At 49.0% G+C, this 22,322-nt stretch carries 22 protein-coding genes; 15 read left to right on the forward strand and 7 right to left on the reverse strand.

Annotation, left to right across the window (positions count from 1 at the left end):
- Positions 1-7 precede the first annotated feature (7 nt).
- The 6 genes from PY479_RS05625 (at position 8) to PY479_RS05650 (ending at position 4,911) form a co-directional block, all read left to right on the forward strand.
- On the forward strand, positions 8-1,414 hold the full coding sequence (locus tag PY479_RS05625) for an FAD-dependent oxidoreductase (protein WP_212594013.1): 1,407 nt from the start codon (positions 8-10) through the stop codon (positions 1,412-1,414).
- 123 nt (positions 1,415-1,537) lie between these two features.
- Positions 1,538-2,230, forward strand: a complete 693-nt coding sequence (locus tag PY479_RS05630) for a 5'-methylthioadenosine/adenosylhomocysteine nucleosidase (RefSeq protein ID WP_212594014.1) — start codon at positions 1,538-1,540, stop codon at positions 2,228-2,230.
- Between the two features lie 4 nt (positions 2,231-2,234).
- Positions 2,235-3,221, forward strand: a complete 987-nt coding sequence (locus tag PY479_RS05635) for a cobalamin biosynthesis protein (RefSeq protein ID WP_275483154.1) — start codon at positions 2,235-2,237, stop codon at positions 3,219-3,221.
- A gap of 60 nt (positions 3,222-3,281) precedes the next feature.
- A complete protein-coding gene (locus tag PY479_RS05640) occupies positions 3,282-3,662 on the forward strand; it encodes a DUF2721 domain-containing protein (protein ID WP_212596638.1) in 381 nt (126 codons plus the stop codon).
- A 275-nt stretch (positions 3,663-3,937) separates the two neighbouring features.
- A complete protein-coding gene (locus tag PY479_RS05645; RefSeq protein WP_228730485.1) occupies positions 3,938-4,348 on the forward strand; it encodes a nuclear transport factor 2 family protein in 411 nt (136 codons plus the stop codon).
- A 101-nt stretch (positions 4,349-4,449) separates the two neighbouring features.
- The gene (locus PY479_RS05650) at positions 4,450-4,911 is read left to right on the forward strand and encodes a hypothetical protein (protein WP_275483155.1); all 462 of its coding nucleotides are present in this window, start codon (positions 4,450-4,452) and stop codon (positions 4,909-4,911) included.
- A 40-nt stretch (positions 4,912-4,951) separates the two neighbouring features.
- On the opposite strand, the gene tyrS is transcribed toward PY479_RS05650, so the two are convergent.
- On the reverse strand, positions 4,952-6,151 hold the full coding sequence (gene tyrS / locus PY479_RS05655) for a tyrosine--tRNA ligase (RefSeq protein ID WP_212594018.1): 1,200 nt from the start codon (positions 6,149-6,151) through the stop codon (positions 4,952-4,954).
- A gap of 123 nt (positions 6,152-6,274) precedes the next feature.
- Between tyrS and PY479_RS05660 the strand changes: the two genes are divergently transcribed.
- From PY479_RS05660 to PY479_RS05675, 4 genes are all read left to right on the forward strand, one after another.
- A complete protein-coding gene (locus PY479_RS05660; protein ID WP_275483156.1) occupies positions 6,275-7,678 on the forward strand; it encodes a peptidoglycan DD-metalloendopeptidase family protein in 1,404 nt (467 codons plus the stop codon).
- A gap of 14 nt (positions 7,679-7,692) precedes the next feature.
- Positions 7,693-8,802, forward strand: coding sequence for an anhydro-N-acetylmuramic acid kinase (locus tag PY479_RS05665; protein WP_212594020.1), 1,110 nt, complete (start codon positions 7,693-7,695; stop codon positions 8,800-8,802).
- A 111-nt stretch (positions 8,803-8,913) separates the two neighbouring features.
- Positions 8,914-9,255, forward strand: coding sequence for a DUF2750 domain-containing protein (locus PY479_RS05670; protein WP_212596639.1), 342 nt, complete (start codon positions 8,914-8,916; stop codon positions 9,253-9,255).
- A gap of 10 nt (positions 9,256-9,265) precedes the next feature.
- Positions 9,266-9,679: a hypothetical protein gene (locus tag PY479_RS05675; RefSeq protein ID WP_212594021.1), complete on the forward strand. Its 414-nt coding sequence runs from the start codon at positions 9,266-9,268 to the stop codon at positions 9,677-9,679.
- Between the two features lie 69 nt (positions 9,680-9,748).
- Here the strand turns inward: PY479_RS05675 and erpA are convergent, their stop codons facing one another.
- The 3 genes from erpA to clcA form a co-directional block, all read right to left on the reverse strand.
- Positions 9,749-10,099 carry an iron-sulfur cluster insertion protein ErpA gene (erpA, locus tag PY479_RS05680; RefSeq protein WP_212594022.1) on the reverse strand — a complete coding sequence of 117 codons (351 nt, stop codon included), beginning with the start codon at positions 10,097-10,099 and terminating at the stop codon, positions 9,749-9,751.
- Positions 10,092-10,898 (reverse strand): DUF6776 family protein, encoded by an 807-nt coding sequence (locus PY479_RS05685; protein WP_212594023.1) that lies wholly within the window; start codon positions 10,896-10,898, stop codon positions 10,092-10,094. Before PY479_RS05685 ends, erpA begins: the two co-directional genes overlap by 8 nt.
- Positions 10,899-11,108: 210 nt before the next feature.
- Positions 11,109-12,677: a H(+)/Cl(-) exchange transporter ClcA gene (gene clcA, locus PY479_RS05690; RefSeq protein WP_275483157.1), complete on the reverse strand. Its 1,569-nt coding sequence runs from the start codon at positions 12,675-12,677 to the stop codon at positions 11,109-11,111.
- Positions 12,678-13,020: 343 nt separating this feature from the next.
- Here clcA and PY479_RS05695 point away from each other — a divergent pair, with 343 nt between their 5' ends.
- The 3 genes from PY479_RS05695 to nhaD all read left to right on the forward strand — a co-directional run bounded on the left by PY479_RS05695 (position 13,021) and on the right by nhaD (position 16,920).
- Positions 13,021-14,040, forward strand: a complete 1,020-nt coding sequence (locus tag PY479_RS05695; protein WP_212594024.1) for an aspartate carbamoyltransferase — start codon at positions 13,021-13,023, stop codon at positions 14,038-14,040.
- Positions 14,041-14,067: 27 nt separating this feature from the next.
- Complete coding sequence (gene hemL / locus PY479_RS05700) at positions 14,068-15,351, forward strand: glutamate-1-semialdehyde 2,1-aminomutase (RefSeq protein WP_275483158.1); 1,284 nt, start codon at positions 14,068-14,070, stop codon at positions 15,349-15,351.
- A 321-nt stretch (positions 15,352-15,672) separates the two neighbouring features.
- Complete coding sequence (gene nhaD / locus PY479_RS05705; protein WP_275483159.1) at positions 15,673-16,920, forward strand: sodium:proton antiporter NhaD; 1,248 nt, start codon at positions 15,673-15,675, stop codon at positions 16,918-16,920.
- Between the two features lie 48 nt (positions 16,921-16,968).
- Here nhaD and PY479_RS05710 read toward each other — a convergent pair whose 3' ends face one another.
- Both PY479_RS05710 and PY479_RS05715 read right to left on the reverse strand, forming a co-directional pair.
- Complete coding sequence (locus tag PY479_RS05710) at positions 16,969-17,919, reverse strand: general secretion pathway protein GspB (RefSeq protein ID WP_275483160.1); 951 nt, start codon at positions 17,917-17,919, stop codon at positions 16,969-16,971.
- Positions 17,919-19,538, reverse strand: coding sequence for an ExeA family protein (locus PY479_RS05715; RefSeq protein ID WP_275483161.1), 1,620 nt, complete (start codon positions 19,536-19,538; stop codon positions 17,919-17,921). Before PY479_RS05715 ends, PY479_RS05710 begins: the two co-directional genes overlap by 1 nt.
- A 160-nt stretch (positions 19,539-19,698) precedes the next feature.
- Here PY479_RS05715 and PY479_RS05720 point away from each other — a divergent pair, with 160 nt between their 5' ends.
- Both PY479_RS05720 and PY479_RS05725 read left to right on the forward strand, forming a co-directional pair.
- On the forward strand, positions 19,699-20,943 hold the full coding sequence (locus PY479_RS05720; RefSeq protein WP_275483162.1) for a multifunctional CCA addition/repair protein: 1,245 nt from the start codon (positions 19,699-19,701) through the stop codon (positions 20,941-20,943).
- A 182-nt stretch (positions 20,944-21,125) separates the two neighbouring features.
- Positions 21,126-21,392 (forward strand): Lpp/OprI family alanine-zipper lipoprotein, encoded by a 267-nt coding sequence (locus PY479_RS05725; protein ID WP_212594030.1) that lies wholly within the window; start codon positions 21,126-21,128, stop codon positions 21,390-21,392.
- Positions 21,393-21,510: 118 nt separating this feature from the next.
- On the opposite strand, the gene PY479_RS05730 is transcribed toward PY479_RS05725, so the two are convergent.
- Positions 21,511-22,317, reverse strand: coding sequence for an undecaprenyl-diphosphate phosphatase (locus PY479_RS05730; RefSeq protein ID WP_212594031.1), 807 nt, complete (start codon positions 22,315-22,317; stop codon positions 21,511-21,513).
- Positions 22,318-22,322: the final 5 nt, after the last annotated feature.

Consider the following 22,322-nt stretch of genomic DNA (forward strand, 5'->3'; position numbering starts at 1 on the left):
TGAGTTAATGAGTAATAATTTTCAGTTTATTGAAGTAGACCGTGTCGATCCCGACAAGCAGCCAGTGGAGCTGCGTAAGACACAGTTTATTGAGATTTATCAGCCGTTCACTCAGCAACAGGTTAACCAGCAGGCTGACCGTTGTCTGGACTGCGGCAACCCTTATTGTGAATGGCGCTGTCCACTGCATAACTATATTCCTAACTGGTTAAGCCTCGCTAAACAGGGACGGATTATGGATGCTGCCGATCTGGTCCATGAAACCAATACCCTGCCGGAAGTCTGCGGCCGGGTATGTCCTCAGGACCGGCTGTGTGAAGGTTCATGTACCTTGAATGCAGAATATGGCGCAGTGACCATAGGTAATGTCGAAAAATATATTACCGATACCGCGCTGGCCCAGGGCTGGAAACCCGATATGAGCAAAGTCGTGCCGCGTAAAGAGCGCGTCGCGATTATTGGTGCTGGCCCGGCCGGACTTGGCTGTGCTGATATTCTGGCACGCAACGGTGTAAAAGCGGTCGTTTACGATCGTTACCAGCAGATTGGTGGCTTGCTGACCTATGGCATTCCCGCCTTTAAACTGGATAAATCTGTTATGGCAACCCGCCGCCAGGTGATGGAAGGCATGGGCATTGAATTCCGTCTTGGTACTGAAATCGGCAAAGATGTAGCATTTAGCGCATTGCTGGATGAGTACGATGCAGTATTCTTGGGGATGGGAACCTACACCGCCATGAAGGCTGGTCTTCCCGGTGAAGATGCGCAAGGGGTTATCCAGGCACTGCCCTATCTTATTGCCAACACCAAAGAGTTGTTAGGTGAGAAAGATGCACAGCAGTCATACGTCAGCCTCAAGGGGCAAAAGGTGGTAGTGCTAGGTGGTGGTGATACCGCCATGGACTGCGTACGTACTGCCGTGCGTCAAGGTGCCGAGTCGGTGATTTGTGCATATCGTCGAGACGAAGCCAACATGCCCGGTTCACGCCGTGAAGTCAAAAATGCCCGCGAAGAAGGCGTTGAGTTCCTGTTCAACCGCCAGCCCACAGCAATCAAGACTGTCGCGGGAAAAGTTGTCGGCATTGAATGTGTAGAAACCCGTATGGGTGAAGCGGATGCCAGTGGCCGTCGTCGTCCAGAACCGATTCCTGGAAGCGAGCAGTTACTGGAAGCCGATGCCGTTATCATCGCCTTTGGTTTCCAGCCAAGTCCTGCCAGTTGGTTCGCGGACTATGGCATAGAGGTCGATGACTGGCAGCGAGTAAAGGCACCCAAAGAAAGCGACACACCATTTCAGACCAGTAATCCAAAAGTGTTTGCCGGTGGCGATATGGTGCGCGGCTCAGATCTGGTAGTCACTGCGATTGCCGAAGGTCGTGACGCTGCCCGCGGTATTCTTAACTTTTTCGATTAGCGCTAAGGATACTTCCTGTCCTGTTGCGCATCACGGTTTTCCGCGATGCGCATTTTTTTGTGGCGATGAAATTCACTATGGTATATTGAGCCGTTTTTTTACTGAATTGATAAAGGGTTATCCATGAAAATCGGGATCATCGGCGCCATGGAGCCGGAAGTTGCTCACCTCATTACGGAACTGAGCAATGCACATTCGCTCACTATCGGCGCGGTAGAGTTTGTTAGCGGCCAACTGGCGGGAAAAGAGGTTGTGATCACCCGCTCAGGAATTGGCAAAGTGGCGGCAGCAATGGCGACCAGTTTACTGATTGAAAAATTTGCCGTTGATGCAGTGATCAATACGGGTTCCGCCGGGGGTTTCGTAGACAACCTGGACATTGGCGATATCGTCATTTCGAGTGAACTGCGCTATCACGATGTGGATGTTACCGCATTCGGTTATGAAATTGGCCAGATGGCGCAACAGCCGGCAGCATTTACCGCCGATGCAAAACTGATCACTGCCGCCAAAGCCGCGATTAGCGGGCTGGGAACAGTTAAAGCGATGGAAGGCTTAATCTGCACCGGTGATAGTTTTATCTGCGATCCTGAACGGACCGCTGTGATGCGTCGTCATTTTCCGCAAATGGCAGCCTGTGAAATGGAAGGAGCCGCTGTTGCGCAGGTATGTCATCAGTTTAACGTCCCTTTTGTGGTGATCCGTTCACTGTCTGACAATGCTAATAACGATTCTCCGGTGGATTTTGATACATATCTGATAAAAGCCGGCAAGCATTCTGCCCTAATGGTTATCGGCATGCTGCAGCAACTATGAACTTATGCTGGCATCTTTCGTTGATAAGTTAGTGAGTCAGGACGGGCAGCTGCTGCAGTATTTCGCCACCGTGCTTTTGCCGTTAGTGGCGGTGAAATATCTGCCACTGCCTGCACCGTTACAGCCACTGCGCTGGCTGGGTGAACTGGCAAAATCGCTGGCAGCTAAAGTTCTGCATACCGAACGGGCCTCCAGCCAGCAGGCACTGGCTGGGGTATTGTCGTTATTGTTACTGGTATTACCCTTCTGGGTGATCAGCTCACTGCTACTTTACCTCGCGGAATATCCCTGGTTTTTTGAAATGCTGCTCCTCTATTTGTGTTTGCAAGATTTACACATTCTGCGAGCAGCAGGTGACATCACCACCGCATTACAAAACGGCGACAAATCCAGTGCGCGCAGTTTATTGTCAGATTGGGTTGCCAGAGACACGGCCGAGCTGTCTGAAACCGGGATCGCCAAAGCGACGATTGAAGCATTGGTCACCGTCCCAGGATACCGATTACTCGCTAGCCTCACGACCTATCTGTTATTTGGCGCACCAGTAACTTTGTTGTTTGCAATGTTATGGCAGTTGCAACAGATCTGGTGGCCACAAAACCCGCGATATCATTATTTCAGCCGTGCGTTGAGCTGGAGCAATCAGCTACTGTTTTGGGTTCCGCTATTACTGTGGCGATTTTCACTGTCACTAAGTGGCGGCATAAACTGGTTATTTACAACGCATAAGATTAGTCATCATCAAGACTTGCGCAGTTATCAGCAACTGTGTGCCATGGTAGCTGCCATGCTACACATCGAATTAGGTGGCCCACAGAAGTATAACGGCGTAAAAGTGAGCAGTAGCAAGCTCACTTATGGCAATTTACCGACCGCAACAGATATTCGCCGAGCGACTGTGCTGGTCAAAGCCGCCATAGCTTTTTGGATAATTCTGTTAACGGCTATACCGGTGATATGGATTGGCTTACGCTGGTTCCACACACACTAAAAGCTTTTTATAATGTGCTAACTGGCATCAAAAATTCAGGGAGAGGTTATGTTGGAACAGATGTCTATTTCGCTTACGACACCAGCGTTGTTATTTCCCGCCATCTCGCTGTTATTACTGGCCTATACTAATCGTTTTTTCTCGCTGGCAGCACTGATCCGCAGTCTGAGTGCTGCGGATAAACCGATCGCCAGTGAACAGCTGAAAAATCTGCGACGTCGGATTGTCATCATTAAACGCATGCAGGAAGCGGGCGTATCCAGCTTTGCCCTGTGTGTACTGTGCATGATTATGATTTATTTGGGCTTTAATAAATCTGGCTCGCTGATCTTTGGTGCCAGCCTCTTGTTATTGTTGTATTCACTGATCCTATCAGTGATTGAAATCCGTATTTCAGTGGATGCGCTCAACATTCATCTGAAACAAATGGATGATCGTTAACCCATCATTTTACGATTTTCCCGCGTATAGACGGTTGCTTACATTTCCCTGCCGACAGAGGGTTGATTCACTCAGGAGCAAGAGGCATTATGCCAGAGCTCTCCGGAATTTTCTGCCAATGGTATTTTTCTACAGTCCGGACGACACTATCTGCGGCGGCATTGAGTGAGCCGCTTCTTGCGTCAATATTTTTCCGGAAAGAGACTTATAGTTTGCGTTATCTGTTGTTGATATTAGTTCTGATATGTTCCCCGCTGTTGGCAGATACTGGCGAAATGCCGCCAGAACAACAGATGGCGATGAGCTATATCGACGCTTATACCAACCATGATTACCAAAAGCTGGCGACTTTTTATAACCGCGATAGTGTCTTTGTGGATGTCACGGCTGGCCGTTCATATACCGGAAGCCGACATATCATTGACTTTCTGGAACGTGCTCACCGGGGTGTGCTGGAGTACGAATTTAACATTGAACACATGTTTAACTCTGGTTCATTGGTTGTGATGATTGGTAACTACCACTTCAAAGGCCCTGGAGAGCAATTTGGTAAACCCGGAAAAATTATTGATATCGCTATCCCAGGTGTTACCACGCTGAATCTGGACCTACTGAACCATCGGGTAACCAAACACCAAGACTTTATTGATTACCAAACCATGGCAGACCAGCTGTCGGCGCAATAACCGTTTGACCACAATCCTTGGAACTCACGCAACCCAATGCTGTCCCATACAAGAGAGAAGTGAAAGCGCTCTCGGTTTAAATTAGGATGGATGAGGTGTTCATGAGATGTGTTTCAGCCATTAGCTCTGTAGCGCTGTTACTGTTGTATTGTCATACGGCGGTGGCGACGATTAAGTCTGTCGCTAACCCAGCACTGCCAGAACCGCCGTTAGTGCTGTCCTATGCCGCACAGCCGGTTAGTCATTTCAATAAGTCCCTCGCCATAGCGCAGCAACAGCAAGCGAGCTGGAGCCATGACCCACAGCAGATCAGTCAGCAATATTCAGGAACCGGGTTTGAACTGGTCACCGCAAAGGAATATCAAGGTAAAGTGATCACCTATAGTGTAAGGCCATCCCAATCCGGCCACCCGCAGATGCTGCTAATTTTGGCGTTGGGCAAGAAAAAGGGCCACTGGGCGTTAGAAAAAGCCCGCTTAAGCTGGCGTTGCAGTGAAGACAATTTCTTTAGCACCAATCATTGCAACATAACGGCCCACACAGCTGACAACAAGCTGCAATAAAAAAGGGCCATCAGGCCCTTTTTTAATTCACCAGCGCCCTTTAGGCCACGGTGACCTTAGCAAATTTACGCTTACCCACCTGGAATATGGCAGTGACGCCAGCATTAAAATGCAGCTTGCCGTCATCCACTCGCTCGCCATCCATTTTCACCGCGCCCTGTTTGAGCATACGCAGCGCTTCTGACGTCGACGCTACTAATCCGGCATCTTTCAGCAAATTAGCGATGGCAATGCCCTCGGCGCCCGCGCTCAGGGTAATTTCGTCGATATCCTCGGGCAAAGCCCCTTTCTGGAACCGATCAATAAAGGCCTGGTGTGCTGCTTCAGCTGCTTGCTCATCATGAAAACGCGTAATGATCTCTTTTGCCAGCAGAATTTTAATATCACGCGGGTTGGCGCCATTGGCAACGTCGACTTTAAACTGTTCAATCTCGCCCAATGGACGGAATGACAGTAACTCAAAATAGCGCCACATCAGTTCATCGGAAATGGACATCAGCTTACCAAACATCTCGTCTGGCGCTTCACTGACACCAATATAATTGCCTGCAGATTTGGACATTTTCTTAACGCCATCCAAACCTTCCAACAATGGCATCATGATCACAGCCTGTGGCTTCTGCCCTTCGGCTTTCTGCAATTCCCGCCCCATCAGCAGGTTAAACTTCTGATCGGTACCCCCGAGTTCGATATCCGCTTTCAGCTCCACGGAATCATACCCCTGTAATAACGGGTACATAAATTCATGAATGGCGATTGACTGGCCGGATGCATAACGCTTTTTAAAGTCATCACGTTCCATCATGCGGGCAACTGTCTGCCGCGCCGCCAGACGGATCATGCCGGCAGCTCCTAATTTCTCCAGCCAAGTGGAGTTGAATTCAATGCGCGTTTTCTCAGGATCGAGAATCTTGTAGACCTGCTCTTTATAGCTCTCGGCATTCGCCATCACCTGCGCATGCGTTAATGGCGGACGAGTGCTATTTTTACCGGTTGGGTCACCCACCATGCCGGTGAAATCCCCGATTAAAAATATCACCTCGTGACCGAACTCCTGGAAAGTGCGCAGCTTATTCAGGATCACTGTATGCCCCAGATGAATATCCGGTGCAGTTGGGTCGGCGCCCAGTTTAATTCTTAGCGGACGTCCTTCTTTCAGTTTCTCCACCAGATCAGATTCCAGCAGGATTTCCTCTGTACCGCGTTTAATCTCCGCCAATACCTGCGCTAAATCAGCCATTTTGCCAACAACTCCCGAGGCTCTACAAAATCAAAGAGACTTATGTTACTTGTTAGCCAGCCTAATTTAAAGTGTGTAAACTGACGGGCAATGCCCAAGTTTTACGATTTGGTACCGGGGTCAATGGCAAAAATTATTACGCTCTTCAGATTACTACCGAAAAAGCACCAGATTTTGCTCGGTATTCTCTCTCTTGTCGCCTTCATTATTCTGATTTTTCCGACTGAAGAGGCCTCTGCTTTTCGACAGACACCACCAGCCACCGCCAATGTTCGTTACGATGTACCGTTAGCATTCCGCACCCCAGAAGCACCGAACACAGTGGAAAGTTCGGAAAGCGGCGCCGTGGAAGAATCTGAAGCGGCCGCCGAAGCCATCACCTCGGAAATTACCGAAGAAACCCAGCAATCGCTTGAACCGCAGTCAGATGTGCAGCCTGATACTATGGCGGAGCTGGAACATTTCGATATTAAAAAAGGCGATACGCTGGCGGCGGTCTTCAGCCGGGCGCAGCTAACGGCCAGAGAGGTTTACGATATTACGCAGCTCCCGCTGGCGAAAAAAAACCTGATAAAAATTATGCCCGGGGAAGAGATTGTTATTGGGAAGAATGCCGATGGCTCACTGCAGCAGTTGCGTTACCAAATCGACGCCATCTCAACCCTGCTTATTAAGCAACACGGCGATGGTTACCAGGCGACGGTTATCGATAAGGACGTTGAAAATCGACAGCAGTTTGCACGCGCTGAGATAAAAAGCAATTTTTGGAATGCCGGTATAGATGCCGGATTAACCCCCGCCCAAATTATGCAACTCGCGACTATTTTTGGCTGGGACGTCGATTTTGCATTGGATATTCGTGAAGGAGACAGCTTTGCGCTCATTTATGAGCAGGAATATGCCGACGGCGAATTTCTCCGTAACGGTAATATCTTAGCAGCAGAATTTATCAACCAAGGACAGCATTATACGGCGGTACGGTATACCGACGGCAATTACTATTCGGCTGATGGCCATAGCATGCACAAAGCCTTCTTACGCTCACCAGTAGACTTTAAATATGTCAGCTCTAATTTCAATCCTAAGCGTCTCCACCCTGTGACCGGACTAGTGAGGCCACACCGCGGGGTTGACTATGTTGCTGCCATCGGCACACCTATCAAGGCGGCCGGCGATGGTAAAGTAATTGAAGCCAGTTACAACCAATACAACGGTAACTATGTGTTTATTAAACACAACGAAACCTACACTACGAAATATCTGCACCTTAACAAGCGTAAGGTCAAACGTGGTGATACGGTGAAACAAGGCCAGATTATCGGCACTCTGGGGCGGACCGGTCGCGTCACCGGCGCACATCTGCATTACGAATTTATCGTCAATGGAGTACACCGTAATCCCAGAACGGTAGACCTGCCAAAAGCACTGCCAATTGCATCGAAAGAGAAAGCCGCCTTTACCGCGCTCAGTCATCAGTTGATGGCAAAACTCGCACAGAATCAGCAAGTCAGAATTGCTAAGCAATAATGGAAAGAATGGATATGAAAACCGCTTATTATATCGGACTGATGTCCGGTACCAGTATGGATGGCGTGGATGCCGCACTTGTGGACTTTTCAGCACAAAAACCTCGACTGGTGGCGCATCATACCGAGGCTTATCCAGAGCATTTGTACAAAGGGCTGCAGCGGCTATGTCAGCCAGGCAACGATGAAATTAATCGGCTTGGCCGGCTTGACCGCACCGTGGGTAAAATTTTTGCCGAGGCAGTCAATCAACTGTTGTCTAAGGCACAGGTGGCACCTGAAGATATTATTGCAATCGGCAGTCATGGACAGACAGTACGGCACATGCCCAATCTGGAAGTCGGTTTTACCCTGCAGATTGGTGACCCTAATACCATCGCCGTTGAAACTGGCATCGATGTCATTGCCGATTTTCGCCGTAAAGATATTGCCTTGGGGGGACAGGGGGCACCGCTAGTTCCCGCTTTTCATCAGCAAATTTTCGCCAAACCAGGAGTGACGCGGGTGATCCTGAACATCGGAGGTATTGGTAATGTGACATATCTACCCGGTGACAGTCACCAAGTCCTGGGGTTTGATACCGGCCCCGGTAATACACTGATTGACGCCTGGATCCAACAGGTCAAGCAAGAACCCTTCGACCAGCACGGTTTGTGGGCCGCCAGTGGTAAGACGCATCAAGGGCTACTGCAACAGTTGCTATCACATCCTTACTTTTCACAGGCGTATCCGAAGAGTACCGGGCGTGAACTGTTTAATCAGGCGTGGCTTGAACAACAACTTTCAGAATTTGGCCAGTTAAGTGAAGAAGATATTCAGTCAACCTTGTTGGACCTCAGTTGTTACAGTATCGCTAATGATATTCAAAAGCTCTGTAGCACTGGTGAGGTGTATGTCTGTGGCGGCGGTGCGCTTAACGATACATTGATGCAGCGTTTAGCCGCATTGATGCCACATCATCAGTTATTGACTACGGATGCGCTGGGGGTTGATCCCAAGTGGGTTGAAGGTATTGCTTTCGCGTGGTTAGCTTTACGCCATGTGGAAAACTTGCCAGCTAACTTGCCAGCAGTCACCGGCGCGACTCGTGAAGCGGTGCTGGGTGCCAGATTTCCAGCGAAATAATCGCGCGAAAGGCTTTATCATCCACATGTGCGGTGGTAGCATGCGCCGCTTCAACCGTTGACAGGAATCGATGCAGTGAACGCTGAATCTCCGACTAAAAAGCAGCAAAAGATGTCACCCGAAAAACGCTTTGATTACATGATTGAGCAGGTCCGCGAGCAAAAAGAGCTGTGGGTACTGCATGATGATACTGGCTGTGTGATGCTCACCACCGACGATGAAGACTGCATTCCGGTATGGCCCAGTGAAGATGCAGCCAGAGAATGGGCGCAGGAAGATTGGGCAGATTGTCAGCCATTAGCGGTTAGTTTGCAGGATTGGCAGGATCGCTGGACACCCGGCATGGCAGATGATGAGCTGTTGGTTGCGGTATTCCCGCAAGTAGATGATTTAGGCGTGGTGGTATCGCCTTACGACTTCGACAACAGTCTGTCACCCAAAAAGTCTCACTGAGGCATTGACGATGACTGCAACAACAAAATCCCCCTTTCCAAAACGCTTGTTGTTGCTGATGCTGGTATATGCTCTGCTGTCATTAACCTGTTTCATCGGTGGTTTTGCCGTAATGTTCGCGATGCTGACGATAATGATGTTGATGGCCATCATGGCACGCCACAAGGCTGGGCTATGGCTGTTAAGGGGATATGCCATTTTCGGACTGGTTAGCAGCAGTTTATTGCCTTATGTCCTAGATTTAAATCCGCAACTGCTGCAACAACTTCAGCAATCACGGATATGGCCTTACCTGGCCAACATCCCTGGATGGTCGATTATCGCCGTGTTGATTTTGCTGACCATGCTGCAACTTTGGGTCGTATTCACACCTAAAGTTGGCGCTGTTTTTGAGCGGAATATTAATTTCAACATTATGCAGTGATGCTTAATGCTATGAATAGTTAACAAAAAACCGCCTAATTCGGCGGTTTTTTGTTATGCAGCTTTAGCGTTACACGGAAAAACTGGCACCGCAGCCACAGGTGGTCTTGGCATTGGGATTCTTCACAAAGAAACGAGAACCTTCCAGACCGGAAGTATAATCCACTTCACCACCAACTAAATATTGCAGGCTCATTGGGTCAACCACCAGCTGCACCCCTTGTTTCTCTACTGTCAAATCACCATCGTTAACCTTTTCATCGAAGGTGAAGCCATACTGAAATCCTGAACAGCCGCCACCAGTCACATAAACTCGCAGTTTAAGTGCACTGTTTTGTTCTTCTTCCAGCAAAGCTTTGACTTTTGCAGCGGCCGCATCGGTAAAACGAATGGGCATCACTGATTCAGCTTGTTCAGTCATTACTACCTCTTACATCTGATTGCTGTGGCGGATTATCTAATACCTGACTTTCTTGTTCAAGTATTATCCCGGAGTCTTTTTCTCCGGTCAGTAATTCCGGCACACTGTAACTTTGTTCGGTCTCGCCACCTTTGCTCCATCGACTTGCCGGAACAATAACTTTGGCAGAGAGTCGCTGCAGTTCAAACGCTTCCGGCAGGACAAATTCGACTTCTAGCACTTGAAAATATTTGAAACTGAAACCCAATTTGTCTTTACCAATCAAAGACTCAAGTTGGATCTCGTTTTCTTTGCCCGACTTCAGTCCTTGCAAAGAGACCTCAGCGCGACCAGTCAGCGATTGTTTTCGTTTCTGCAACTGGGTGAGCACTATCCGCAAACGATAACTCCGTTTTTTGTGCCCGGGTTGCAACTCAATACCATTAATAGCGACGCCATCAACGTTGTTTTCGGGCGCCATAATACTGCGGTAAAAGGCCAATTCCCGTTCAAGATCCTGCTGCTTTTGATGTTGCTTGGCGAACATCTCCTGCATCTCTTTATTGGACTCCTTTGCCAACTGTAATTCAAGATTACGGCTCGCCAATATTTGTGACTGGCTATTCAATTCTGACGTTAATTGATTGATCTTCTTAACATTAGATTTATTCGATGTGGGACTGTTGTCTTGCCACAATGACAGTGACAGCGCACCGACAGCAAACGCTACCAGCAACAATCCCAGCAGATACAGAGATGAAGGCCTGATACTACGTTCCAGTAACTGCAAACGCAGTAACCAACGGTGATAGTTTGCCATTATCTTACTGCCCCTTTATGCAATTGTTAGTGGGAAGATACACAGGCACCGGCGACGCCACCGGAAGCAATGTATAAATAAGGCACCATAGCCAGCTATGGACACAAATGTTGGATTCTACGGACTTAACACCTTGCTGGCGAGCACATGACGCACAATCGTCAAGTTTCGTTCAGCATCGCCAGCCGTTAACCTGAAATCTGACCACGGTTAAACTGATGGCGAAGGTTTATCCTGGGCTTCTGCGCTGGCCTCGGTATCAGTACTGGCGGGTGACACACTAGCGCCTTCGGTAGGAATCGCAGCGTCAACAGCTGCCGCATTAGTTGACGCATTGGCTTCCGCGCCATTAACTTCTGCAGCCTTAGCCGCCAATGATTGTTGTAACAGCGCAGAATACAGTGGACTGCCGCCAAGTGCTTGCGCGATGAAGGTCGCGCCCAGACAAGTTGCCAATAATGGCAGGATCAACTGGTAGTTATCCGTCATTTCAACCACCAACACAATTCCCGTTACCGGTGCGCGCACCGTCGCGGCAAACAACGCGCCCATGCCAGCCACGGCATACACACCTGGTTCAGCAACTAAATCAGGGAACAAACCCGCTGCAATAATGCCATAAGCCAGCCCTAGCAAGGTGCCCAATGCCAGCATAGGGGCAAATACACCACCCGGTGCAGCCGACGCAAAACAGCCAATGGTGGCCAGCACTCGGAGACCAAATAGAATCACCAGAACCACCCAGGCCATCGGTTCCCGCACAAAAGTGGTGATCAGCGCAATCCCCCCACCTGCCATATCAGGCACATATAACTGGAAGAACGCAAACACACCACCAAATAGTGCCCCGGTAATCGTTACTTTCAACAACCGGTTATTGTGATAGCGCTTAAACGCTGCGGTGGCCTTTAAAATCCAACGGTTAAAGTAGATGCCGACGATACCGAAGATGATCCCCAGGGCTAAAAATAACCATAGGGAGGCCAGAGGCGGTACCTTAAAGGTGGGAATATCCATCACCGCTTCTTGACCGCGGAAGTATCGTAATACAATGGTTGCGGTAAGTGTTGCCAGAGTGATGCATTTAAACGAAGTGAAGTTGTAGCGAAACTGTGGTCGCATCTCTTCCACGATAAATAATATGCCTGCCAACGGCGCATTAAACGCCGCCGCCAGACCAGCCGCCGCACCGGATGCCGTCAACACATGGGGTGCGTACTGAAAACGTTTAGCCGCTTCAGCACACATGCGCCCTACCGCCCCACCGATCTGCACGGAAGGGCCTTCGCGTCCTAACACCATGCCAGAACTGATAGTGCAAACCCCGGCAATGAATTTAACCGGTAACACTCGCCACCAACGGATATCATGCAATCCGTCTAAGGCGCCCTCAACATGAGGAATACCACTGCCTGACGTTTCTGGTGCAATACGCGCTGTCATCCAGAAACCTAAGGCGGAAATAACAGCACCGGCAAGAATGACTAAAATTGCGGTAATCCAGGCTGGCAATCCTAAATAATCAAAATAATGGATGCGGTAATCCGTCATAAAATGAATGGCAATTTCAAACATGGACACAATTAAACCTGCAATTGCCCCCACCAGCGCTGACAATGCCAGTAACACCAGATAATCCGGATGAGTGGTAAAATAGTTAGAACTAAGACGTAGTCTTAGTTGGGTCCCCGGGTGAAAATGAAAGTCTGGAAACTTGGGCATCTGATTGGGTACTTTAACGGTTAGTGAAATTGCCGGAAACGTGGCTTTCGCTGTCATTTAGCAGCGGGCTAATGCTATGACATACTGCCGCATTTCTCCATGTTTTTTAAGAATACATTAGTATTCTGTGGTATGTGCAACATACTCAGGCCCAGCCGCTGTTATATTTGGTCCACAGCCATCAGCAAAACCCTTGGCAATGTCGCGTCAAAGACCATTTGCTGGAAAATATTGCCGATGAGCCTAATAGCAAAATCGCCGTTATTATCTGGGTATCTTTCTGTAATTTTCAGAGACAGATCATTTTATTGATTAGGGGCATCTGTTATAGTTTCGCCTCAGCCAAACACCCTCTAACCATTGTGTCTTTAACGACACACCCTACACGGAAACAAGGCTGATGAACCAATTCCAGGGATCACACATCCTGTCTGTAAACCAGTTAGATCTGGATGCCATTCAAACCATTTTTGAAGTTGCTAAACGTATGACGCCATATGCATTGCGGGAAAAGCGTACCCGTGTGCTGGATGGAGCGATTCTGGGCAACCTGTTTTTTGAACCCAGTACTCGTACTCGTGTCAGCTTTGGCTGCGCCTTCGACCTGCTTGGTGGGCGTGTAGCTGAAACCGTTGGTATGGCTAACTCATCCTTATCTAAAGGCGAATCGCTGTACGATACAGCCCGGGTGCTGTCCAGCTACTCCGATGTGATTGCCATGCGTCACCCGCAGTCATTTTCAGTGAAAGAGTTTGCTGAAGGTTCGCGCGTACCAGTGATTAATGGCGGTGATGGCTCCAACGAACATCCAACGCAAGCACTGCTGGATCTGTTCACCATCAAAAAAGAGTTGAACAGTAATGGCCTGACCATTGATGGCATGCACATTGCGATGGTAGGCGATCTAAAATTTGGCCGCACCGTGCACTCACTGTCGCGTTTGCTGTGCATGTACAAAAACATCAGCTTTACTCTGATTTCACCAAAAGAACTGGCGATGCCAGACTCTGTGATCGCCGACATTGAAAATGCCGGGCATCGCGTCACAATTACCGATCAATTGGAAGGTAATTTACATGATGCTGATATTCTGTATCTAACACGGATCCAGGAAGAGCGCTTCCCGTCTCAGGACGAAGCCGATAAGTATCGTGGTAAATTCCGTTTGAACAGTGCCATCTATACCAAAAACTGTAAGTCCAATACCGTTATCATGCATCCGCTGCCTCGCGATTCCCGTGCGCAGGCAAATGAGCTGGATAACGACCTCAACAATCATCCCTATCTGGCGATCTTCCGTCAGGCAGACAATGGCTTGTTGATCCGTATGGCGCTGTTCGCCCTGACACTCGGAGTTGCCGATCAACTGGAAAAATATGAGTGTCCGGTTAACTGGTATTCACGTAAGGCCGACAGATAAGTCGGCTATCAACTGTAAGGAAATGATATGACCCGTTCTGAAGACCTGTTTGAACAGGCCAAGCAAACTATTCCCGGCGGTGTTAACTCACCGGTGCGCGCCTTCAACGGCGTTGGCGGCACCCCACTGTTTATCGACAAAGCCGACGGCGCATATATCTATGACGCGGACGGAAAGGCTTATGTGGATTATGTGGGCTCATGGGGACCGATGATTCTGGGTCACAATCATCCCAAGATCCGTGAAGCGGTATTGAATGCTGTGGCAAATGGTCTGTCTTTCGGTGCCCCAACTGCACTGGAAGTGGAAATGGCGCAGAAAGTCCGTGAAATGGTGCCATCCATTGAACAAGTACGTATGGTGAGTTCAGGCACCGAAGCTACCATGAGCGCTATTCGTCTGGCGCGTGGTTTTACCAAACGCGACAAAATCCTCAAATTTGAAGGATGTTACCATGGCCATGCGGATTGCCTGCTGGTAAAAGCCGGATCTGGCGCGCTGACGATGGGCCAGCCAAGTTCCCCTGGTATCCCAGAGGACTTTGCCAAGCATACGCTGACTGCCGAGTACAATAATCTCGATTCAGTAAAAGCCTTGTTTGAAAAGTACCCAGATGAAATCGCCTGTATCATCGTTGAACCCGTTGCCGGGAACATGAACTGTGTACCACCACAGCCTGGCTTCCTGCAAGGATTGCGTGCTATCTGTGATGACTACCAAGCACTGTTGATCATCGATGAAGTGATGACAGGTTTCCGCGTCTCCAAAGGTGGCGCCCAAGGCTATTATGGCGTGACACCCGATCTCACCACTTTGGGTAAAGTGATTGGTGGTGGTATGCCCGTTGGTGCGTTCGGCGGTCGTAAAGATGTGATGCAATACATTGCGCCAACCGGGCCGGTTTATCAGGCAGGCACGCTTTCTGGTAACCCCATAGCAATGAGTGCCGGACTGGCGCAACTGGAAGCGCTATGTGAACCAGGGATCTACGAAGCGCTGGCAACAAAGACCAAACGTGTAGCCGAAGGCATCAAGGCGGCAGCGGCCAAACACGGTATTGCGATGGCTGTTAACTACGTCGGTGGCATGTTCGGCCTTTTCTTCACCGATGCTCCCGAAGTGACTAACTTCGCTCAAGTTACCAAATGCAATGTTGAACAGTTCAAAGTGTTCTATCACGGCATGCTGAATGAAGGTGTGTACCTGGCACCTAGTGCGTTCGAGGCAGGTTTCTTGTCGTTGGCTCACGGCGAAACAGAGATTGAAGCGACCTTGGCAGCGGCAGACAAAGTGTTTGCCAGCATGAAATAAGTCGGTATCTACATCAAAAACGGGACCTTGTGTCCCGTTTTTTATTGCCCTTCAAACTCGGGGGGTTATCAACACGGCAATAACGTTTGAGTCGTAGCACCAACACATACAACGACGCCAACGCTACAGCATATAACAGCCGAAATAGTCAATACCACCCCGACTAAGGTCCCATCAATTCAAGGGCTTTAGCGCATTGCATCAAGATTGATGATGTGGTCAGATCTGTGCGCTTCATCACATAAACCTTAATTGAAGCTTGATGGTTAGCTCCCAGGCAGTTTCGAGCTTAAGCGTCATGATTTCTGGCGGGAATAGCTCATGCTGCATACTTTTTTGCTTATTCTGGCAGTGCTGGCACTGCTCAGTATCATTTTTGAAGAAGTCACCCACATCAACAAAGCTAAAACCACCCTGTTTTTGGGTTGTATCTCCTGGATAGCCTTGTTTATTGCTGCTGGCGACAGCGGTCATCAAAAATTGATGCAGGGCCGACTGTCTGAAAACCTGTTAGACATTGCCACGCTCTGGCTATTTTTGATGTCGACCATGACTTTCGTTGCTTACCTCAATGCAAAAGGGATGATCCAGATTATCGTAGGAAAGCTGTTTCCAAAGCAGATAACGGTGCGGATGTTGATGCTCCAGGTAGCACTGTTCTCGCTGGGCCTGTCCGCCATCTGTGATAATGTCACGGCAACCTTGGTATCACTTGGACTGTTGACGACCTTTCAGCTCGACAGTCATCTCAAACAGCGGATGGCCGTATTAATTATTTTTGCGGTTAACTCTGGTGGGGTTTCATTAATTACTGGCGATGTCACAACACTGATGATCTTCCTCAGTGGTCATGTCCATATGGCCGATTTATTGTTGTTAGTGCTTCCGGCAGCGACAGCCGTCATTATATTAGCAACGCTGTTCTCACTAAATGCCAAAGGTACAGTTACCGCACTCCCGGCAAAGCAGGATTATGAAACCGTTGATTTGATCATTGGATTGATATTCATCAGTACCATCATCCTGACCATGGTGCTCAATATTCTGTTTAGTATTCCTCCGGTACTCACTTTTTTAACCGGCCTGTCAGTGATGTTTCTGGTAGGAAAGACAGTGCATACTGATACCGAAGAGATCCGTATTCTGGAGTATATTCGACAGGTGGAATATGACACGCTGCTGTTTTTCCTTGGCATATTACTTTTAGTGGGAATGCTGAAAGAGATTGGTGTATTGGATCAACTGGCACAAGTGTATGCAGCACATAATCCCGATATTGCCAACTTTGTCACCGGAATGGGGTCATCATTGTTAGATAACGTGCCATTGACCGCAGCACTGCTGAAAGCCGACCCACAACTGCAGCTTTCCGGCTGGTTAGGACTCACCTATTCGGTAGGTGTTGGTGGTTCACTACTCGTGATTGGCTCAGCTTCCGGTATTGTTGCCATGAGTAAGGTTAAGGAGCTGACGTTCGTCTCCTACCTGAAATATGTACCACCGCTAATGTTGTCCTACTGTATCGGTTATGGACTCACATTGTGGTTAGGACACACCCTTAACCAATGACAGTAATAACTAAGGCACCCACGGGTGCCTTAGTTATTACCAAAATGGCTAAATCGCCGGAACCTTAAATCGCGTTCCCTGGATTTCTAGCACCACATCCTGAGGGCGGATTTCAATGATCGTGAGTTTGCCTTTAATCTTGTCGCCTTGCTGCAACTCTTTACCATCCACGTTAAGCCAACGTTTAGCCGGATCTGTCGCATACATATGCGCGGTAATATTAAACTCAGGGACTTGTAATTGCAGACTCGCCGGTAAGTTACCATAGGATGGATACGGCAACTGGGCAGGCGGCTCCATTGGTTTGGGCTCATCCGGCAGGGCAGCGGGCTTATCGATAGCATTGCGCCGCTCAACTTCGCTCAATGCGGCCTGAAATTTGGCGATCAACGCTTGTTGATCATCCGTGGCAGGTTGCGGTTGATCTTCAATACCACTTTCATCTGCCGCTGTCTGCACCGCTCCTTTCAATTCCTTCAGCGCCTGCAAACCGCGTTGATTCGGTTGAGCCCCCAAGATGATGGGTTCATTACCTTCGTCGGCATCATTATGAGCAGTCGTTGCCGGACTTTCGGTTTGGCTTTGAGTTTGGGGCTGAGTCTGGGGTTGAGTCCCGACATTAACGTCAGAGGCTTCCGGCGGCGAGGACTCAACAGTTGTCCTAACTTGTGGTGCTGGCAATGGCTGCGCAATCGGCAAAGCTGCCCTGCCCGCCATTCTGACACTTGGTTCAGTTTTTACCGGTTCAGATTGTGCAACTTTCACCGCAGGCTCTGACTTTGGGATGACTGCCGCTAGCGGCTGGGGCGGAACATGCCATTGCTGCCAACCGTATGCCATCGCACCGCCAGCAACGAGGGCAGCAACGACCACTAATGCCGGTTTCCAAGGCAATGAACGCGGCGCTTCCTGAGGCATTCGAGGTGCCAATACCGGATCCAATGCGTCGTCTAACTGTTGCTGTTTCGCCCGGGTAACTGCATCCAATAAAATTGACATCAGCGAATTTCCTCACTCTGCAGCACCGGACCGGAAAGATGCTGGTAAATACTCAGCTGTGTCAACGTTGCCAGGGAGGCCACGCCTTCCTGCGGTAACCCATGAGTTTGCTGGAACGCTTTTAACTCCTGCTCAAGTTCAGTGTCAAAATAACTCATTACCCGAGACTGGCGCTTTCCTGCTTTGGCTAAAGCATCCTCAAGCCATTGGACTTTGGTCAGGCTGGAGGATGCAGTGATCGGTTGCTGCGCTGATGCTGTTGGCTGCCATAAAACTTCGTACATGCCACTGAAGTGTTGTTCAAACCATTCTTTCGTCACCCAGAACTGTTGTTCATCGAGTTGCAGTAATAATTGATCTGAACTGCTGGATACCAGGGTGCCATAAAACAATTTTCCGGCTTCATCAGTCAAATAAACCACGGCCGGATAATTCAACGCCAGCAATGCAGCCAGATTCCCCTGTTGTTGATAACAAGCCAGTCCTAATTGGCTGGCCGACTGGCATGCTGACACGCCCGCGTAGGGTGCTTTATTCCAAAGTCCAAATAATGAGGCGAAAGCCGTGTCGATATTACGGCTCTGATTGATAGCGGTCGTCAGCACTGTTGCAGTCAGGTCTTCCTTTTTAGCCGGCGCATCAGGTAACTTTGGTGTTATCTCAATCGGTTGGCTGCTTGCTGTGGTGGTATGTTCCGAAGCCTGCGCTAAGTTAAATCCTTGGTAGTAATTCAGCCCATAATAACCGCCACCAAATGCAAGAACCAACGCCGTTAATGCCGAAACCGGCAACCACCAGTTACGCTGCTTAGGTAAGTCCCCCAGCACTTCCGCCGCGGCAGCATTCACCATCCTACGATCTATCGGCGTTTTTGACTGGCCGTAACCCGCCATCAGCGCTCGTTCACAAAGCAAGTTAATAATACGAGGGATACCGCCGCTAAAACGATGCAGTGCCCGAATAGCGCCTTTATTGAACAATGGCTCCATTCGACCAGCAACCTGCAATCGGTGTTGCACATATAACCCCACCTCCTGCTCTGTCAGCGGCAATAGGTGATAACGGGCGGTAATACGCTGTGCAAGCTGGCGTAATTCCTGACGTTTCAGCAACTGCTGTAATTCTGGCTGGCCGATAAGGATCACCTGTAACAACTTCTTGGTGTCGGTTTCCAGATTGGTCAACAGCCGCAGTTGTTCCAGTACTTCCGGACGTAAATGCTGCGCTTCATCAATAATCATCACGGTATTTCTGCCCGCTTGATGATTGTTAAGCAGAAAACCACTGATGAGATCCGTCAGCTGTTTCAGGGAGGGCGACTCGCCGTAATGAATCCCCAGCTCATCACACAAGGTTGCTAGCAGTTCTGCCTCCGTCAGCGATGGATTCAGAATAAACGCGGTGTCGGTATTCTCAGGCAACTGCCGCAATAGACACCGAGAAACTGTCGTTTTGCCTGTACCAACTTCGCCAGTCAGCAGCACAAAACCACCGGTTTCGCCCAGACCATATTTGAGGTGTGCTAACGCTTCCCGATGACGATCACTTAAAAACAGGTAAGTGGGGTTAGGAGCAATGGAAAACGGGTTATCACTCAGTCCGTAAAACGCCTTGTACATGAGCTCGGCAATCCTTGGTTGAAAGAGACAGTTCAGTTTAAGACAAGGGCAGTGATTGTCAAAACCCCCTAACATGAATTGTGTGATCATCCGAGAAGTCCACAGCATACGCCGGCCGTGTTATTCTGTTCACATCCATTCGATTAAGGATTTAAGGCAAGTGCAGATATATCTGGTTGGCGGTGCGGTGCGTGACCAATTATTAGGTTTGGAAATCAAAGACAGAGATCATGTCGTTGTTGGCGCAACAGAGCAGCAAATGCTGGAGTTGGGCTATCGACAAGTGGGTAAAGATTTCCCGGTGTTTCTGCACCCCAAAACACAAGAAGAATATGCGTTGGCACGTACCGAACGAAAAACCGGCCGTGGCTATGGCGGTTTCAGTTGCTATGCCAGTCCAGATGTCACGCTGGAGCAGGATCTGTTACGACGCGACCTGACCATTAATGCCATGGCACTTGACGATGATGGTCATTTATACGATCCCTTCAACGGTGAGCGGGATCTGCAACAGAAGCTATTGCGCCATGTCTCGCCAGCGTTTATCGAGGATCCGCTACGGGTGCTGAGAGTGGCCAGATTTGCCGCCCGCTACGCACCGCTTGGATTCAAAGTTGCCGATGAGACATTAGCACTGATGCAACAGATTGCTGCCAGTGGTGAGCTGCAAGCGTTAACGGCCGAACGCGTATGGCAGGAACTGGAAAAGGTGCTGCAATGCGATGAACCCCAAGTGTTTTTTGAGGTGTTACGTGCCAGCCAGTCACTACAGCCATTAATGCCAGAACTGGATGCACTGTTTGGTATCCCACAACCAGCGAAATGGCATCCTGAAATTGACACCGGCATTCACACTATGATGGCACTGAAACAAGCGGCCAGACTGACCAGCGATACTCAAGTGCGCTTTGCCACGCTGGTACATGACTTGGGGAAAGCACTTACCCCCAAAGAACTGCTGCCCAAACATCATGGTCACGGGCAACGGGGACTGGTTCCGATTCGCCAATTATGTGAACGCTTGAGAATTCCGGCTGAATACCGGGACCTTGCCTTGCTGGCAAGCGACCAACACCAGAACATTCATATTCTGGATGAGCTGAGAGCCGAAACCATACTAAAACTGTTTGATAAAGCCGACTTCTGGCGCAAACCCGCCAGATTAAGACAGCTTGCGTTAATTTGTCAGGCTGATGCAACCGGACGCCTAGGATTAGAGCAACAAAAATATCCTCAGGCACAGTTGCTGCAACAGTTGTTTGATGCTGCCGTAGCAGTAAATGTGCAGCCAATTATCAACGCTGGGTACCAAGGACAAGCAATACGACAACAACTTAACCTGCAGCGACTGGAACAAATCAGGCTTGTTAAAGAGAAGCATGCAAAAAGTAACCCCATTTGTTAGCAATTTCGTATAGAAATCCAGAATTTGCCCCTGAAACTTGCATTTCTGATCATATCGGATAAGGTAAAAGGACTTTTTGTTAATACCCATAGCAAATTAATTTGGCTATGAGATAATAAGCACGAATCGGTTGAGCATCAGCCGAACGACTAAAAACCAAACCTTCAAAAGGGATTTCTTCAATGAACAAAAAAGTACTGATGATTGCTGGCGTAGCAATGACTGCTCTGTTGGGTGGCTGTGCAAACACCACTGCTCTGGAAGAAAGTGTTGCCAACCTGGGTAACAAAGTTGACCAACTGTCTGCCGAAGTTAGCTCTCTGAAAGCTGACCAGGGCAAACTGTCTGCTGACGTGAAAGACGCTAAAGCAGCTGCTATGGACGCTCAGGCTGAAGCTAAACGCGCTAACGACCGTCTGGACAACGTAGCTACTCGCTACAAAAAGTAATAATGGTGGTTATATACACCAGAGAAATCGGCAACACCAAGGTGTTGCCGATTTTTTTTATCCGCGAGTAGCGCTGCAGAATTCTCAAACAGCATGTTCAAGAACGCGCATCATCACCTCAGTTATGTAATGCAATGAATACCACTAATCCCGCGCCCAACAGCAATCGGTAAATCACAAACGGTGTCATCCCCATTTTGCTGATAATTTTCAGAAAATAATGGATACAGGCATAAGCGGCTACAAATGAAATAGAGGTTCCCAACACCAGAGCATGCATATCTAATGGTTCGGGACTTTCAGCAAGATCTTTACCCACCAAAATAGCAGCCCCCAAACTCACGGGCACCGACATCAGAAAAGAAAAGCGAGCTGCCGCCTCACGTTGTAAGCCAAGCATCAACGCTGCAGTCATAGTAATACCAGAACGCGAGGTACCGGGGATCAATGCCAGTGCTTGTGCAAAGCCGATAAGCAAGGATTTACGCCAGCCAGATTGATATTCCGTTAACTCCAGACGTGAAGTTTTATCGGCCCACCAAAGCAGCAAACCAAAGGCAATCGTGGTAAAGGCAATGACTTCAGCACTGCGCAGATAAGTTTCCACAAAATCTTTAGCAAGAAACCCGAAAAAAACCGCAGGCAATGTCGCCAAGATAATCCACCAGGCGAGTTTACTTTCGTCATCGCTTTCGCGCTTGATGATACTGAGCGACCAGGCTTTGGCCATGTTGTATAGCTCAACCCGAAAATAGATGATGACCGCCAGTAAAGAGCCGGTATTGACAGCCACATCAAACGATAAGCCCTGATCTGGCCAACCCAATAATTGAGATGGCAAAATTAAATGTGCGGAACTGGAAATTGGTAAAAATTCGGTCAAGCCCTGAATAAGCGCCAGAATGACCACTTGTAACGTATCCATACAAC

The sequence above is a fragment of the Shewanella sp. A32 genome (assembly GCF_029167175.1).
Classification (GTDB): Bacteria; Pseudomonadota; Gammaproteobacteria; order Enterobacterales; family Shewanellaceae; genus Shewanella; species Shewanella yunxiaonensis.

Excerpts from the sequence above, each read along its gene's own strand:
- PY479_RS05715 (WP_275483161.1), bottom strand. The coding sequence starts at position 19,538 with ATGTACAAGGCGTTTTACGGACTGAGTGATAACCCGTTTTCCATTGCT.
- erpA (WP_212594022.1), bottom strand. The coding sequence starts at position 10,099 with ATGACTGAACAAGCTGAATCAGTGATGCCCATTCGTTTTACCGATGCG.
- PY479_RS05635 (WP_275483154.1), top strand. The coding sequence starts at position 2,235 with ATGCTGGCATCTTTCGTTGATAAGTTAGTGAGTCAGGACGGGCAGCTG.
- PY479_RS05695 (WP_212594024.1), top strand. The coding sequence starts at position 13,021 with ATGAACCAATTCCAGGGATCACACATCCTGTCTGTAAACCAGTTAGAT.
- tyrS (WP_212594018.1), bottom strand. The coding sequence starts at position 6,151 with ATGGCTGATTTAGCGCAGGTATTGGCGGAGATTAAACGCGGTACAGAG.
- nhaD (WP_275483159.1), top strand. The coding sequence starts at position 15,673 with ATGCTGCATACTTTTTTGCTTATTCTGGCAGTGCTGGCACTGCTCAGT.
- PY479_RS05730 (WP_212594031.1), bottom strand. The coding sequence starts at position 22,317 with ATGGATACGTTACAAGTGGTCATTCTGGCGCTTATTCAGGGCTTGACC.
- PY479_RS05660 (WP_275483156.1), top strand. The coding sequence starts at position 6,275 with ATGGCAAAAATTATTACGCTCTTCAGATTACTACCGAAAAAGCACCAG.
- PY479_RS05625 (WP_212594013.1), top strand. The coding sequence starts at position 8 with ATGAGTAATAATTTTCAGTTTATTGAAGTAGACCGTGTCGATCCCGAC.
- PY479_RS05725 (WP_212594030.1), top strand. The coding sequence starts at position 21,126 with ATGAACAAAAAAGTACTGATGATTGCTGGCGTAGCAATGACTGCTCTG.
- PY479_RS05630 (WP_212594014.1), top strand. The coding sequence starts at position 1,538 with ATGAAAATCGGGATCATCGGCGCCATGGAGCCGGAAGTTGCTCACCTC.
- PY479_RS05645 (WP_228730485.1), top strand. The coding sequence starts at position 3,938 with ATGCCGCCAGAACAACAGATGGCGATGAGCTATATCGACGCTTATACC.
- PY479_RS05670 (WP_212596639.1), top strand. The coding sequence starts at position 8,914 with ATGTCACCCGAAAAACGCTTTGATTACATGATTGAGCAGGTCCGCGAG.
- PY479_RS05665 (WP_212594020.1), top strand. The coding sequence starts at position 7,693 with ATGAAAACCGCTTATTATATCGGACTGATGTCCGGTACCAGTATGGAT.
- PY479_RS05640 (WP_212596638.1), top strand. The coding sequence starts at position 3,282 with ATGTCTATTTCGCTTACGACACCAGCGTTGTTATTTCCCGCCATCTCG.
- hemL (WP_275483158.1), top strand. The coding sequence starts at position 14,068 with ATGACCCGTTCTGAAGACCTGTTTGAACAGGCCAAGCAAACTATTCCC.
- PY479_RS05685 (WP_212594023.1), bottom strand. The coding sequence starts at position 10,898 with ATGGCAAACTATCACCGTTGGTTACTGCGTTTGCAGTTACTGGAACGT.
- PY479_RS05675 (WP_212594021.1), top strand. The coding sequence starts at position 9,266 with ATGACTGCAACAACAAAATCCCCCTTTCCAAAACGCTTGTTGTTGCTG.
- clcA (WP_275483157.1), bottom strand. The coding sequence starts at position 12,677 with ATGACAGCGAAAGCCACGTTTCCGGCAATTTCACTAACCGTTAAAGTA.
- PY479_RS05710 (WP_275483160.1), bottom strand. The coding sequence starts at position 17,919 with ATGTCAATTTTATTGGATGCAGTTACCCGGGCGAAACAGCAACAGTTA.
- PY479_RS05650 (WP_275483155.1), top strand. The coding sequence starts at position 4,450 with ATGAGATGTGTTTCAGCCATTAGCTCTGTAGCGCTGTTACTGTTGTAT.